The following is a 13,884-nucleotide window of genomic DNA, read 5'->3' as shown; positions in this document are numbered from 1 at the left end:
ATCCTGCACGGCCTCGGCTAGCGCCCGCCTACCTGTCTGTCCGTTTACGCCCAAACCGACATTTGGGCGCGAAATCGCGGCGTGTCGCCACCCAAATGTCGGTTTGGGCGTAGTTGGGAGCGCGTGTTACAGCGCGGCGGCGACTTCCCACAGCGGCTCGAGGTCGGCGGATCGATCGATCCCGCTCACCGTCACGTCCGTCGCGCCGGCGTCGAGGTAGCTCTTGGTTTTGCGGACCACCGTCTCCACGGGCCCGATCGCGGCGAGTTCCACTGCGCTGTCGATGCCTTCGCGCGCGATCACCTTTTGATACGACGGGATGGTTTCGTAGAAGCTCAGGATCTCCGCGGCCCGCGCGCGCCCGGCGTCGACGTCGTCGGTGACGATCACCGGCACGGCAGCGATGATCTGCGGGCTCGGCCTGCCCGCGTCCGCGGCGGCCTTGGCGATGGTGGGCCGGATGAACTCGCCGAGCGTGCGCGGCCCCGCGAGATAGGGCAGTGTGCCGTCGGCCAATTCACCGGTGACGCGTAACGCCTTGGGGCCCATCGCCGCAACGTATACCGGGAACGGTCGGCCGCCGGGCACTGCGACGGGCCAGTCCGGTCGGGCCGTCAGCTCGTTGCCGGTGAAGTCGACGGCGCCGTCATCGATGATGGCGCGCAGTACGGTCAGATGCTCCCGCAACCGGTCGACGGTGTTGGGCCATGTCTTGCCGAACGCGCGACGTTCGGGCTCATGCGCGCCGAGGCCGAGGCCCAGGCTGAAGTTGCCATGCGAGGCGGCCTGCGCCGTCTGCGCCAGCGACGCGACGATCAGTGGATGACGCGGGTTGATCGGCACCACCGACGTGCCCACCCCCAACCCGGGCACGGCCGCGCCCACCAACCCGGCCAGCGCAATGGCGTCGTGGTCGACCTGCTGGGCCACCCAGATCTGACGCACCCCGATGTCGTAGGCGCGGCGGGCTTGCGACACGACGTCGTCGACCACATTGGCGGCATCCGGGCGAGCTTGAAGAACGATTCCAGTCGGCATACCCGCACCAACCGGCCCCGACGCGGACGCTATTCCCGGCCTGTCCACTGAAGATCAGCGCGATTCAAAGGCTTGCGGTGTCGTCATTTCCATCTCCGGCAGCACGGCCGCGTGGGCCGAGCCCACGAATTCCAATGCGGCGATGGCGATTACGAAGATGACGGTGGTGGCAGCGAAGTACAGTTTCATCGGGCAGTCCCTCCAAACGGCTGCAATCAGCATTGCCGCTCCGTCGAGCTACCGCGACGACGCTGACGTCCATTCGCCCTACCGGCTACCCGGTAGCTGCCTATGGCCGCTATCCCCCCGAGCGCGTACGTTCGACCCGCTCGCGCAGCCGTTCGGTCGCGACATCGAGCACCATCTTCTTGGCCCGCTTGATCAGGAACCCAGGTAACGGCGCGGCCAGGTCCATGATCAGGTCGAAGCGCACCCGCGTCTTGTCCTCGCCTTCGGGTGTCAGGTTGTACTCGCCGTGCTGGCCGCGCTGCTGGAACGTCGCCGCGGAGTCCCAGACCATCCACCGATCGCCCCAGTGGTACTCGAGGATCTCCTTGTCGGTGATCCCCATGATCTTCAACGTCGCCTTCACGTGATACGGCCTGCCGTCAGGGTGGCGGTCGATCACCTCGGCGCTCTTGTGCAGCGACGACCACGCCGACACCGCATCGATGTCTGCGAGCACGTCGAGGATTGCCTCCGGCGGGGCATCGAAAACCACTTCGCGTGATGCTCGAACAGCCACGGAGCAAATTTAAACCCGACGCCAAGACCGTGGCGCCCGAACGCGCCAGTCACCACCCGATCTCATCGAGCGTCGTGGTGCCCTTCGGCGGTGTGCCGACGGGACCGGCGGGCGTGCGGGAGAACCGCGGCGCCGGCGCGGCCTGCTCGACGCCATCGTTCTCGATGACCGTCAAACGCGCTCTGAGATGCTCGTTTTCGGCGGCTTCGGTCCAGGTCAGCACGGGCGTCACGCACGCGTCGGTGCCCTTGAAGATCTCGGTCCACTCGTCGCGGGTCTTGCTGGCGAACCGCTCGGTGAAGATCTTCTGCATCTGCGGGTAGGCGGCGACGTCGAACTGGTTCGGCGCCTCGCCGGGCGCGAAACCCAAACCCGCCAGCAATTCGGCGAAGAACTGCGGTTCGATCGCGCCGACGGCCATGTATCGGCCGTCGGCACATTCATAACAGCGGTAGAACGGCGCGCCCCCGTCGAGCAGAAATGACTCCCGCTCGTCGCGCAGCGAGCCGGTCGCCTTCATCGTCCACATCATCTGCGAGAGCACGCTGACGCCGTCGACCATGGCGGCGTCGATCACCTGGCCCTTTCCGGACCGCTCGCGCTCATACAGCGCCGCCACGATGCCGACGAGCACCAGCATTGAGCCGCCACCGAAGTCGGCGACAAGGTTCAATGGGGCGACGGGCGGGCGGTCGCGGAAGCCGATGGCCGACAGCGCGCCGGTCTGCGACAGGTAGTTGATGTCGTGACCCGCGGTCTGCGCCAGCGGACCGTCCTGACCCCAGCCGGTGATCCTCGCGAAGATCAGCCGCGGATTGACCGCGGCGCAGTCGTCGGGCCCGATGCCGAGCCGCTCGCACGTGCCGGGCCGGAAGCAGTCCAGCAGCACATCGGCCTTGGCGGCCAGGTCCAGCAGCGCTTGCGGCTGCTTCTTGACGTCGAGGTCGACGATCCGCTTGCCGCGATGCAGCAGGTCGACGTCCTCGGCGGGCATGGTCAAGCCGCCGGGCCTGCGCACCCTGATCACGTCGGCGCCCAGGTCAGCGAGCATCATCGCTGCGTGCGGGCCCGGCCCGATGCCGCCGAGCTCGATCACTCTCACCCCCGCGAGGGGACCCGTGTTGGTCATGCTCGCAGACTAGTGCGGCGCTGGGGCGCCTCTGTCATGACGCCTCCTATCCTCTTGTTCAATTCGGAGGGGGTGCCGTCAGCGCCGAAGTCCACCAACGCAATTCGGCAGGCGCGCTGCCGCCGAACTCGTCCAGCGCCTGCTGAATCCCGACACCGAGGGACGGGAACGGAGTGGCTTCGAGGAACGTGCGATAGCCGTGCTCGTAGCACCACCGGACGGCCTGTTCGAAGAGGACTGGTTGACGGAGATTGGCGATCCAGTAGTCACCCTCGAGGATCGAAGTGTCCAACGCTGCACCCGTGACGCCGGAGATGAAAGCGACGCCTGCCCTGCGTGGCTGTAAACCGGAGAGGGTCGGGCGAAGCACCTCCCGCAATGCTTCGACCTGGGCCGAATGCGCGGCGCAGGCACCGGACATCCGGGCGGCCGGTAAGCCGTATTTTTCGCAGTGACTCATCAACTCGTCGACTGCCGCCGAATCTCCGGTGACAACGGTCCATGACGGACCGTTCTGCGCGGCAACGGCTATCGAAGTGGCCCAGGGTTCGATCAGGTCGACAACGCGCTCGACGGGCCATTCGATCGACACCATGCCACCGCGTTCCGCGAGAGTGGCCATCGCTTGACTGCCCGTGACAATGACCTTCGCGGCGTCGCGTAACGACAGGGCGCCGGCGACGTACGCCGCGGCAACCTCTCCCTGTGCGTGGCCGAGCACGGCGTCCGGATAGACGGCAAGTGCTCGCCACTGCGCGGCCAACGAGACCATCGCTGCAAACAGCATGGGCTGGGTGACGTCGACCCGATCCCGAATCGCAGACGTGGGCGGGGTCCGCACCGCCTCGATCAGCGACCAGTCGGCGAATTCACCGAGGGCCGCGTCGCATCGCCGCATCTCGTCGGCGAACGCCGGGACAAGGTCCAACATGTCGGTCAGCGCGCGCGTCCACTGCCATCCTTGGCCAGGGAAAACGAAGACGGTGCCGCGTGAGGAAGCTGAGTCGCCCGTGGCCATCGTGTAGTCGGACATGCATGCTCCGTTCGACTCGACCGCTCGCAGGAATGAAGCGTGACTCGAACCCGCAGGCATGGGCGCAGTAGCGCACCACTGCAAATGGCGCAGCGCTGGTCGAGGCTACCGATCCACTTTGCGGCGCGGCAGCAGGGCGGCGAGTTCCTCGCGGCTGGTGGTGCCGGTCTTCTGCATGGCGCGGTAGACGTAGCTTTCCACGGTTCGCACGGACAATGTGAGCCGTTCGGCGATGGCGCGGTTGGACAGGCCCTCGCCGATCAGCATCACGATCTCGGTCTCGCGGTCGGTGAACGGCAGGGGCTCGGTGGCATGGCGAAGCGCGGGAGTGAACACGCCGGCATGCTGCGCAAGTGCGTCCGCTCGCGTCGAACATCCCATGGCCGACCCTCGCTTGTCGTGGCGGCGATACGCGAGCGCGGCGTGCGCGGCCGCATCGACGGCGGCCACGACATCACCGATCTTCTCGAATTCCGCTGAAACAGCGGACAACTCCGCCCCATCATCGGCCGCCAGAGCTGCGGCGAAGCGCGCGGCGACGGCCGCCCGCGGGCCTTCCACCATCGCTTGCAGTTCGGCGAGTCGTATCGCACCGGTCCGATCCCCGAACTGCGCTGCCGTCTGCAGACACAGCACCTCTTCACCGAAACGCCCTACCTTCCGGGACTTTTCGGCTGCAGACAACAGGAGTGAAGTGGCCTCGCTGACGGCGCCCTGACCCGCTGCGATCCAGGCGCGCGCCAGGCTCCGCTCGAAGTTCAGCGGCCGGAAGTTCCGCTGGACCCCGTCGAGTGCGCTCAGTTCGACTGCCGCCTCGTCGCTCGACCCGCTCATCGCGAGCGCGACCGCGTACGCGATGCGATACCGGTATCCCCAGCCGCTCGCATGCGATGAGGACAGCCCGTGAACGGCGCGGTGCAGCAAGGCAAGCGCGTTCTTCACATCGCCGGCACCGAGTGCGGCGCGGCCTGCGACGGCGGCGCCCAACAATTGCGCCTCCCCCGGCAGGTCGGCCGCCTGCTCACGCATGTATCCGGCCACGTCGAGCGCGTCGGCGATGCGGCCTGCCAACAGCAGCGCGGTGACGTGTGCGTCGCCGATGTTGAACCGCATGTGCGGTGCGTCCAGTGTGCGGGTCGCGACCCCGTAGCCGGCCTCCGCCGCGTCGACCGCTCCTGCGGTGCGGCCCGCATCGGCAAGAATCTGGGCCAGCGCCCACGCGACCTCGGCGCCGACGACTGGAATATCAGCCAGAGCAAGGTTTTTCGAAGCCCGCAAGGCAGCCGACGGCTGGTCCGTCGCAAACCAGTACACCGTGAGGAATGCATCGATGTAGGCGCGGGCGTCCGGCGGTGTGGTGGCGGATGCCTCGTCGATGAGCCGCTTCGCGGCCGCGGGCTCGCCGAGCGCCCACATCATGTTACTCGACCGCAGAAAGGCGAATCTGGCTCGGTCCCAGTCGGTCAGCTCATCGGTGCGGATGCCGGAGAACACCTCCTCCGCTTCCTCACCGCGTCCGAGCCACGACAACGCGTGCGCTCGAACCAGCGCGGGCTCCGGCCCCGCTCCAGCCCGGCTCGCCGCTTCGGCAAGGCGATCCGCCAGTCCGAGATCGCCCAGCCACACCGCGCCGTGGGCCGCCCGAACCAGCAGGCCGGGATCGGGCGTGAGATCCGAGTCCAGGCTCAGCGCCGCGCGGCGGACAATCACCCGCAGGTCGTCGCTGTCACCGGTGCCGGCGAGCTCGTTGGCGACCACTCCGCGTAATCGTCGCAGCCGGGTGCGTGGCGCGCGCCGTCGGCGTACCTCTCCGTAGAGCGGGTGCGCCACGCGCACCTCGATACCGGTGACGGCCGGCTCGAACGTGATGAGGCCGCGCGTGTCTGCCTCTTCGACGGCCGCGGCGTCGGTGATCCGCGTCAGCAGTGCGAGGTCGAGCGGTTCTGCGACCGCCAGCAGGTCGACGACATCGCTGACGGGGCCGGACAGCTCGCCGATCCGGGACTCGACCAGTTCAGCCAGGCCGGGCGGCAGCACCGGTGGTCCGGTCCAGCGCCAGTAGTCGCGATCCCGCGCCAGCCGGCCGTCAGCGACCTCCTGCTCGACGATGTTCCGCAGGTACAGCGCGTTGCCGTGGGTCAGGTCCCACAGCCGGTCGGACGCGTCGGCGGAGACCGATCCGCCGAGACTGGCCGAGAGCAGGGCCGCCGTGTCGCCCGCCGACAACGGTTTCAGGTCAAGCCGGTAGAACGGGTTGGCGGTCCAAATCTCCTGTATTGCAGCGGAAGTCGGTGCATCGTCGCGCACCGTGAGAACGACCTTCGCCGCGCCGCGCTGCACGATCTGATGCAGGACGAACGCCGACAGGTCGTCGAGGAGATGGGCGTCGTCGACGCCGACCACCACCTCGGCGCCCGACGAGGCGGTCAGGGCTTCGACGACGCCGCGCACCAGTGCGACGGAGTCGGTGACGCGCGTCGGCGCCCACGCGGTGAACGCGCCGAGCGGTATGGCCCGCGCCGATGACGCCCCGACCGCCCACCGGGTTACCCGGCCGCGTGATGCGGCGGCCGCCAACGCCTCACGCGCGATGCGACTCTTTCCGACACCGGCCGGGCCGCAGATCACGACGCCGCCGACATCGGGCGCCGCGACGGCGGCCTCGATCGCCCGCATCTCGGCGCTTCGGCCGGTCAATGGCCAGGACAGACGCACTCGTTGAGCGTAGAAGCACTGTGTGCGTCAGTGGCCTTTTTTGACCTTCAGCACCTGCTCGCGCAGGCCGTCTGTGGCCGACTCCAGTCCGCCCTTCATCGCCCGCTTCAGCACGAACCCGGGAATCGGCACCGCCGGGTCGACGGTGATCTCGAATTTCACCCTGGTTTTGTCGCCGTCAGGGGCCAGCGTGTAGCGGGCCTGCTGCGTCTTGAGCTGGCTGGAGCTGATCAGCGTCCAGCCCGCGGTGCTTTCGGTCCATTCGTATTGCACCACCTGTTCATCGGAGATGCCCATGGTCTTCAGCTTGAGCTTGACCCGACCGGGCCTGCCGTTGTCGTCGGTGTCGAGGATCTCAGCGCCCTGATGCTGCGGCGACCACTCCGGCGCCGACTCCACATCGGCGATGACGTCGAGGATCTGCTGCGGCGTCGCCTCGATGACGACTTCTCGTGAATCGCTGATAGCCATGGCGCGACATTAGTCCCGGCGAGGGCGCTCTGGCGCCGATCCGGCAAGTAGGCTGGGCTGCCATGAGCGGCGAAGTCGACCCCACCGTTCCTCCCAGCGGGACCGGATGCGTCGAATGCAACGCCGTCGGGGGTTGGTGGGTGCACCTGCGGCGATGCGCGGCGTGCGGGCACATCGGCTGTTGCGACGACTCGCTGGCCCGTCACACATCGGCGCATTGGCGCGAGACCGGCCATCCGATCATCCGCTCGTTCGAGCCCGGCGAGGACTGGTTCTGGAACTACCAGACCAACCAGTACTACGACGGCCCGGAATTGGCCCCACCGCAATCCCGCCCGAACGACGAAACCGTCCCCGGCCCGCGCGGCAGAGTGCCGAGCGACTGGGCCGCCCAGTTACGCCAGCGCGACAACAACGAGATGTAGAGGGCCATGATCACCAAGAACGTTGGCCGTGCGTCCTTCGGCCCGTTCGCCTACGTCGCCGCCGCCAGAGCCGACAACGTTTCAGCCGCAGTGTAATTGGGCCGCCAGCCGAGTTGCTCCTTCGCCTTGGTGGTGTCCATGACGACGGACGTGCGCCCGGTGTGTAACCACTCCAGCATCGACGGCACGAACGGTACCCGGGCCACCACCTCCGACGCGGCCGTCATCAAGAAATGGGGTATCCGGATCGGCCGAGCGCCGAGCGCCGCACCCACCTCCGATATCGTGAGCACCCCGTCGGCGGCCAGGTTGTAGGCGCCTGGCGGCGCTGAAGTCGTTACGGCCAAGGCGATCGCGGACGCCACGTCGTCGTGGTGCACCAGTTGCAGCGGTGTGCCGGGGTCAGGGAACGGCGGTTTCAGCAGCGGCACCGCATGCGTCACCTTCCGCACCGCGTCAGGCAAGTGGTTCCACGGCATCGCCTCGGCGAGCGCGAGCGCCTTCGGCCCCGCGACGATGCACGGCCGCAGGATGTAGACCTCCAACTCCGTGCCCGCGGTGATCTCCGCCAGCGCCGCCTCACACGCCGCCTTCTGTTGGGAGTAGTAGTGCTCCGGCGATCCGCGCGGCGGCACGTCCTCGGTTATCGGCACCGGGTTGTCGGAGTGGTAGCCGTATGCGGCGACCGACGAGGTGTACACCAGCCGACGCGTCCGCGGCGACGCCACCGCCGCCTCGAACACGTTGCGGGTGCCAGCCAGGTTGACGCGTGCGCTTTCCTCGCGCGAGCCCATGATGATGAACGCCAGATGCACGACGACGTCGGCGTCGGCAACCAGGGCGTCCACCGCGTCGCGGTCGAGGATGTCCCCCTGGCGGTATTCGGTCTTGGTCCATCCCTGCGCGGACGGATCGAACGGCCTGCGCGCCATTCCGATCACCCGTTCGACCTCCGGGTGCTGGTCCAGTGCGCTGACCGCCGAGATACCGATGTCACCCGTGGGACCCGTGACTGCGACTGTCAACGCCATGGCTGAATAGTTCCCTTGCTGTCCTGCCCCGAAACGTCAGCGGTCGGCCAACGCCTGTTTGGCCGCGTTGTAGCCGGGGACGAACGTGATGCCGGGCCCGCCGTGGCATCCGGCGCTCCCGAGGTACAGGCCATCGATCGGGATCGGTTGGTCGACATAGCCTTTCGGCCCCGGCCGGTTGGGTCCGATCTGCTCGGGATGGATCAACCCGTGGCAGTAGTCCCCGCCGGGGGCGCCGAACATGGTGCCCATGTGTTTGGGCGTGAAGGTGGTGTGCCTGATGATCAGGTCCTTGAAGTTCGGCGCCAGCTTGGTGATCTTGTCGATGACGCGCTGCGCCATCGCGATCTTCATGTCGCCGTAGCTGGACTCGCCCTCCTGGACCGGGAACCACAGTGAGAACGCCGAGGCGGCGTGCTTGCCGTCGGGCGCCAGGCCGGGGTCGTTGACCGACGGGATCTGCAGTGCGATCGACGGGTCGGCGGGAACGATGCCGCGGGTGCTGTCCTCCCATTGCTGCTGCAGCTCTTCGGGTGTGCTGAAAAAGCCGATGTTGGACTGCATTTCGGGATCGTTGAGGATCTCGTAGGGCGCGGCGAACTCGGGTATGCCGTCCAGCGCGAAGTGCATCTGCAGATAGCTGCCGCGGTGGTCGGCCCGCGAGAACCGTTGGCGGATCTCGGCGGGCACCGCGTTCGCGTCGATCAGCCCGTTGACGGTCAGGTCGGGGGCGATGCCGGAGATGACGAGGGGCGCGGAGACGGTCGACCCGTCCTCGAGTCGCACGCCGGCGACGCGGCCGTCGGAAACCAGGATCTCTTCGACCTTGCTGCGCAGCCTTAGTTCGCCCCCGTCAGAGATGAACATCTCCTGCAGGTGGGTCGTCAGCGCGCCGATGCCGCCGCGCAGTTTCTTCACCAGCAGCGCGTTCTCGTCGGGCACCGCGAAGCCATACGCCAGCGCCGCGGCGGTGCCGGGTATCGCAGGGCCGCGATACGTGGTGTTGCACGCCAACAGCGCCAGCATGCCGCGCAACGCGCCGTGCTTCTCCTTGTCCGGCAGATAGCGGTCGAGCACGTCGGTGACCGAGCCGAACAACAGATCGGTGATCGTGGAGCGCTCGAATTCGTTTGTGGCGCAGGCATACATCTCGTCGAGCGTTTTCGGCGGCTGGCCGGCGTCGAAGCGGCCGAGCGCCCTGGTGGGCGCCTGGCACCACGCCATCAAGCCCGCCATCCCGTTGACGGCCTCGGCGCCGTGAACCTCGTTGATGTGGGTCAGCAGCTTCATCGGGTCGGTGTAGTAGATCAGCGGCTCGTCGCCGACGCCGCGCAGCGACACCGACATGACGTCAAGGTCGACCGTCGGCAGCGTGTCAAGGCCGAGTTCGTGACTCACAGTGGCCGAGGTCGGTATCTGAACCGACCCCGCGATCTCGAACTTGAAACCGTCGAAAAGCTCGACGGTGGAGGCCATTCCGCCGGCGTACAGCTTGAAATCCAGGCACAGGGTAGCCATCCCGGCCTTCTGCAGCAGCGCGGCTGCGGTCAGCCCGTTGTGGCCCGCACCTACGACGATGGCGTCGAAGTCCGTCATTGGCTGAATCTGACACGCCCCCGAAGTTTTGTCAATATTGACGAAACTTCAGTTCAGCCGACGCTGGAGAACGTCGTCGATGCCCTTGCGCAGCGTCTGCAGCGCCTCCTGCGTCAGGCGTCTCAATTCGGGTAGCGACCTGTCCCCGCCCAGCATCCACACCTCCATCGCCCCGAACACCGCCGCCGCGATGCACCTGGAGATGACGGTGATCCGCATCCGGTCGTCGGTGCCCATTGCGGGCGGGGCATCACCGGCGAGCCGCTCCTCGATGGCCTCGGCGAAATCCGTTTCCACCTGCCGGATGTGCCGCATGATCCGGCCCGGGTCGAGTTCCTGTGCCCGCAACGCCGGAATCTTTGCCACCGCCCAGTCGTCATACGGCCTGGCCAGGATCGCTTCGCCGACCGACTCGATGATCGGCTCGTCGGGAGGCCGCTCCGCCAACGCGGCGCGAAACCATTGCAGGCCGGCGTCGTAGTCGGCGAAGAGCAGGTCGTGCTTGGAGGCGAAGTGGCGGTAAAAGGTCCGCAACGAGACGCCCGCGTCGGCTGCGATCTGCTCGGCAGACGTCTCCTCGACTCCCTGCGCGAGGAATCGGACCACCGCGGCCTGCCGCAACGCCTCACGGGTGCGCTCACTGCGCGCCGTCTGCGCGGGTCGGGCCATGGCCGTAAATTACCGCACCCCGGCGGCAGAGGTTTCGACAAATTTGTCAAAACTCTCGGCGAAGTGCCTCGCGGGGCGGCCGTTGCTTAGTAACGTGCCAGCCGTGGAGCTGAAGTTGCAGCGCATCGGCGCCTGGTGCGGAATCGTGATGATCGTCCTGTTCAGCGTCTTCTTCTCGGTCATGGCACGGCTGTTCCCTCCGCTGTCGCCGACGGCGTCGGCCGACGAGATCACCGATTTCCTTGTCCAACACAAGATCTGGATCCGCTTCGGCATCGCGGGCAGCCTGCTCGCGGTCGTCGTCGCGTTCCCGTTCCTGGCCGCGATCTGCCTTCGGATCCGCCGCGTGGAGGGGCGCTGGGGCATGCTCGCGGTCACGCAGCTGCTCGCGGCCGCGGTGTTCGTGCCCGCGTTCATCTTCGCGTTCATCATTCTCGCCGCGGCCGCGTTCCGGCCGGACCAGAGACCTCCCGAGATCACCCTCGCGCTCGACGACCTGTTCTGGCTGTGGTTCGTCGGCATCGCAGGAACGATCATCGTGCAGAACCTGACGCTGGCCGTCGCGGCGTTCGTCGACACCACCGAACCGCGGACGTTTCCCCGCTGGTACGGCTACCTGAATCTGTGGGTGGCGACGCTGTCGTTGCCGGGCGGGATGACCGTTGTCTTCAACGACGGCCCGCTGGCGTGGAACGGGGTGTTCTCGTTCTACATTCCCGGTGCCGCGCTTCTCATCTGGCTGTTCGCCAGCACATTCGTGATCGCGGGCTCGGTCAAGGCGCAACAAGCCGCCGAAGCACACCTCGTCGCCGCGTGACCGCGCAGACCGTCCGCCGGATTCCCGGCGAGTCCGGCACATGGGTGTTCCTGTTCGGCGACATGGTCGTTTTCGGCGTCTTCTTCGTGACGTTCATGGTGGAACGTGCCAAGGCGCCCGAGGTCTTCGACATCGCACGCAGGACCCTCCACATCGGTGTCGGCGTGACCAACACCCTGGTGCTGCTGACCAGTTCACTGTTCGTCGTGGCCGCGCTGGGCGCCATCCGGTCAAGGATGCGACCGCTCGCGGCCAATGCGTTGTACGCGGCGTTCGGCTGTGGCCTGCTGTTCGTCGGGCTGAAGGTTTTCGAGTACGTGGCGCTGGCTTCAGCCGGGCACGGGCCCGGCGCAAACCACTTCTACCTGTACTACTTCATCCTGACCGGTCTGCACCTGCTGCACGTGTGCATCGGTCTGGCCGTGCTGGGCCTGCTGGTCACCCAGGCGCGCAGGGCGGAGCTGAGCGAGACGCGGCTTGCGCTCGTCGAAGGCGGCGCGTGCTTCTGGCATCTCGTCGACCTGCTGTGGATCTTCCTGTTCGCACTGTTGTACCTGGTGAGCTGATGAAACTGCTTCAACTCGTTGCCAATCGCGCAGGGATCTCGTGGCTGCTGTTAGTCGCCGCCACCATCATTTCGTGGGCCGTCGGGGCCGAACATGGGGCGGGCGCGACGGTCGTGCTGGTCGTGTTGGCGATTGCGGCGCTGAAAGTACGGCTGGTCGGGCTGGATTTCATGGAGTTGCGGCACGCGCCGCTACCGCTGCGGGCCGCCTTCGAGTTCTACTGCTTGGCGATCTGGGCGGTGTTGTCGACTCTGTATCTCTGGCTGTAGGCCAGCGAATTCGTGGACCGGCCACTGCGCCGCTCCGCTTACAGTTGAGGAATGCTCGACGACGATCTGCGGCGACGCCGCCTCGAGATCATCTCCGAACACATGGATACCGAGGTGACACACGAGTTCGACCGAACCCTGGCCACCTTCAACGGTCACCCGCGTTACGAGATCATGCCGACAGGTCAGGTTTTCGACGGCGCCGACGAGGTGATGGGCTACTACCGCATGACCCGCACCGCATTCCCGGACCAGCGCCACGACAACGTCCGTCACCACGTCACCGAGGATGCGGTGATCGTCGAATTCGACCTGCTGGGAACCAATCTCGGCGAGTTCTACGGCTTTGCGCCGACAGGTAAGGCGTTCCGCGTGCCGGTGATCGCGGTGTTCTTCTTCGACGGCGACCGCATCGTCAACGAACGCGTCTACTTCGATTCGGCAAGCCTGGTGACGCAGATCGGGCGCGCCGAGGTGCTCGCCCTCGCCGCCGGTCAAGACGACGGAGACCAGCAGGACTGATGAAGGTTCACCATCTCAACTGCGGCACCATGTACCCCGTCAAGGGCCCGAGATGCGTGTGCCATGTCCTGCTGGTCGAAACCGACAACGGCCTGGTTCTCATCGACGCTGGCTTCGGCATCGACGACTGTGTCGACCCGAAGGGGCGGGTCGGCCCGGTGCGCTTCTTCACCAGGCCGGTGTTCCACGCCAGCGAGGCCGCCGTACGTCAGCTCGACGCGCTCGGCTTCCTTCCCGAGGACGTGCGCCACATCGTGCTGACCCACCTGGACACCGACCACGTCGGTGGCGCAGCCGATTTCCCGCGTGCGCAACTGCACGTCACGTCCGCCGAGGCCGTCGCCGCCTTCGTGTCGCCGACCCGCGCCGAACGGGTCAGGTACGGCCGCCAGCAGTGGGTGAAAGACCACGACATCGTCGAACACAGCCCCAACGGTGAAGCGTGGCGCGGGTTCGCCGCGGCGAAGGAGCTCAACGAGATAGCGCCGGGTATTGTGCTCATCTCGATGCCGGGTCACACTCGCGGGCATGCGTGCGTTGCGGTGGATGCGGGCCATCGCTGGATCTTGCACTGCGGCGACGCCTTCTACCACCACGGCTACCTTGACGGCAGTCCCGTGCCGCGCACGTTGTGGGGAATGGAAACCGTAGTCGCCTTCGACCGAAAAAAGATGTGGGACAACCATGCTCGGCTGTGGGAGCTGTACCGGCGAGACGAGCCGGATCTCGTCATCGCGTCGGCGCACGACGCGCTGCTGTTCGAACGCGCCAAGGACACCGCCTAGGTGTACCGAGTCATGACGTTGGTGTCAGTCGGCTGATCGGTGGGAGGCCGCCGAGTGCGCTGTGGCGTCGTTG

General features: G+C 66.8%; 16 protein-coding genes. 6 read left to right on the top strand and 10 right to left on the bottom strand.

What is annotated here, in order from left to right; genetic code table 11:
- Positions 1 to 126: 126 nt before the first annotated feature.
- From CQY20_RS31075 to CQY20_RS31050, 7 genes are all read right to left on the bottom strand, one after another.
- The gene (locus CQY20_RS31075; RefSeq protein WP_097944769.1) at positions 127 to 1,038 is read right to left on the bottom strand and encodes an LLM class F420-dependent oxidoreductase; all 912 of its coding nucleotides are present in this window, start codon (positions 1,036 to 1,038) and stop codon (positions 127 to 129) included.
- 54 nt (positions 1,039 to 1,092) lie between these two features.
- A complete protein-coding gene (locus CQY20_RS35010) occupies positions 1,093 to 1,260 on the bottom strand; it encodes a hypothetical protein (protein ID WP_163701172.1) in 168 nt (55 codons plus the stop codon).
- 76 nt (positions 1,261 to 1,336) lie between these two features.
- Positions 1,337 to 1,783, bottom strand: a complete 447-nt coding sequence (locus CQY20_RS31070) for an SRPBCC family protein (RefSeq protein WP_097944767.1) — start codon at positions 1,781 to 1,783, stop codon at positions 1,337 to 1,339.
- A gap of 49 nt (positions 1,784 to 1,832) precedes the next feature.
- Entirely contained in the window at positions 1,833 to 2,912 is a 1,080-nt protein-coding gene (locus CQY20_RS31065; RefSeq protein ID WP_097944765.1) for a CaiB/BaiF CoA transferase family protein, read from the bottom strand.
- Positions 2,913 to 2,970: 58 nt separating this feature from the next.
- Positions 2,971 to 3,945 carry an acyltransferase domain-containing protein gene (locus CQY20_RS31060; RefSeq protein ID WP_163701177.1) on the bottom strand — a complete coding sequence of 325 codons (975 nt, stop codon included), beginning with the start codon at positions 3,943 to 3,945 and terminating at the stop codon, positions 2,971 to 2,973.
- Between the two features lie 105 nt (positions 3,946 to 4,050).
- Positions 4,051 to 6,621, bottom strand: a complete 2,571-nt coding sequence (locus tag CQY20_RS31055; protein ID WP_174814767.1) for a helix-turn-helix transcriptional regulator — start codon at positions 6,619 to 6,621, stop codon at positions 4,051 to 4,053.
- Positions 6,622 to 6,687: 66 nt separating this feature from the next.
- A complete protein-coding gene (locus CQY20_RS31050) occupies positions 6,688 to 7,131 on the bottom strand; it encodes an SRPBCC family protein (RefSeq protein ID WP_097944760.1) in 444 nt (147 codons plus the stop codon).
- A 62-nt stretch (positions 7,132 to 7,193) separates the two neighbouring features.
- Here CQY20_RS31050 and CQY20_RS31045 point away from each other — a divergent pair, with 62 nt between their 5' ends.
- Positions 7,194 to 7,556 carry a UBP-type zinc finger domain-containing protein gene (locus CQY20_RS31045; RefSeq protein ID WP_097944758.1) on the top strand — a complete coding sequence of 121 codons (363 nt, stop codon included), beginning with the start codon at positions 7,194 to 7,196 and terminating at the stop codon, positions 7,554 to 7,556.
- 50 nt (positions 7,557 to 7,606) lie between these two features.
- On the opposite strand, the gene CQY20_RS31040 is transcribed toward CQY20_RS31045, so the two are convergent.
- From CQY20_RS31040 to CQY20_RS31030, 3 genes are read right to left on the bottom strand one after another with little or no spacing between them, the layout of a single operon-like run.
- The gene (locus CQY20_RS31040) at positions 7,607 to 8,587 is read right to left on the bottom strand and encodes an NAD-dependent epimerase/dehydratase family protein (protein ID WP_097944756.1); all 981 of its coding nucleotides are present in this window, start codon (positions 8,585 to 8,587) and stop codon (positions 7,607 to 7,609) included.
- Positions 8,588 to 8,623: 36 nt separating this feature from the next.
- The gene (locus CQY20_RS31035; RefSeq protein ID WP_097944755.1) at positions 8,624 to 10,183 is read right to left on the bottom strand and encodes a phytoene desaturase family protein; all 1,560 of its coding nucleotides are present in this window, start codon (positions 10,181 to 10,183) and stop codon (positions 8,624 to 8,626) included.
- A gap of 48 nt (positions 10,184 to 10,231) precedes the next feature.
- The gene (locus CQY20_RS31030; RefSeq protein WP_097944754.1) at positions 10,232 to 10,852 is read right to left on the bottom strand and encodes a TetR/AcrR family transcriptional regulator; all 621 of its coding nucleotides are present in this window, start codon (positions 10,850 to 10,852) and stop codon (positions 10,232 to 10,234) included.
- Positions 10,853 to 11,000: 148 nt separating this feature from the next.
- Between CQY20_RS31030 and CQY20_RS31025 the strand changes: the two genes are divergently transcribed.
- The 5 genes from CQY20_RS31025 to CQY20_RS31005 all read left to right on the top strand — a co-directional run bounded on the left by CQY20_RS31025 (position 11,001) and on the right by CQY20_RS31005 (position 13,811).
- Positions 11,001 to 11,669 carry a hypothetical protein gene (locus tag CQY20_RS31025; protein ID WP_097944773.1) on the top strand — a complete coding sequence of 223 codons (669 nt, stop codon included), beginning with the start codon at positions 11,001 to 11,003 and terminating at the stop codon, positions 11,667 to 11,669.
- Between the two features lie 62 nt (positions 11,670 to 11,731).
- A complete protein-coding gene (locus CQY20_RS31020) occupies positions 11,732 to 12,235 on the top strand; it encodes a cytochrome c oxidase subunit 3 (protein WP_097944771.1) in 504 nt (167 codons plus the stop codon).
- Complete coding sequence (locus CQY20_RS31015; protein ID WP_097944752.1) at positions 12,235 to 12,504, top strand: cytochrome C oxidase subunit IV family protein; 270 nt, start codon at positions 12,235 to 12,237, stop codon at positions 12,502 to 12,504. Before CQY20_RS31020 ends, CQY20_RS31015 begins: the two co-directional genes overlap by 1 nt.
- Before the next feature lie 51 nt (positions 12,505 to 12,555).
- The gene (locus tag CQY20_RS31010; RefSeq protein ID WP_097944750.1) at positions 12,556 to 13,026 is read left to right on the top strand and encodes an ester cyclase; all 471 of its coding nucleotides are present in this window, start codon (positions 12,556 to 12,558) and stop codon (positions 13,024 to 13,026) included.
- The gene (locus tag CQY20_RS31005) at positions 13,026 to 13,811 is read left to right on the top strand and encodes an MBL fold metallo-hydrolase (protein ID WP_097944748.1); all 786 of its coding nucleotides are present in this window, start codon (positions 13,026 to 13,028) and stop codon (positions 13,809 to 13,811) included. Before CQY20_RS31010 ends, CQY20_RS31005 begins: the two co-directional genes overlap by 1 nt.
- Positions 13,812 to 13,884: the final 73 nt, after the last annotated feature.

Source organism: Mycolicibacterium agri (assembly GCF_002553505.1).
Taxonomy (GTDB): domain Bacteria; phylum Actinomycetota; class Actinomycetes; order Mycobacteriales; family Mycobacteriaceae; genus Mycobacterium; species Mycobacterium agri.
Note: the sequence above shows the minus strand (reverse complement) of the source record. Positions and strands in the feature narration are given on the sequence as shown.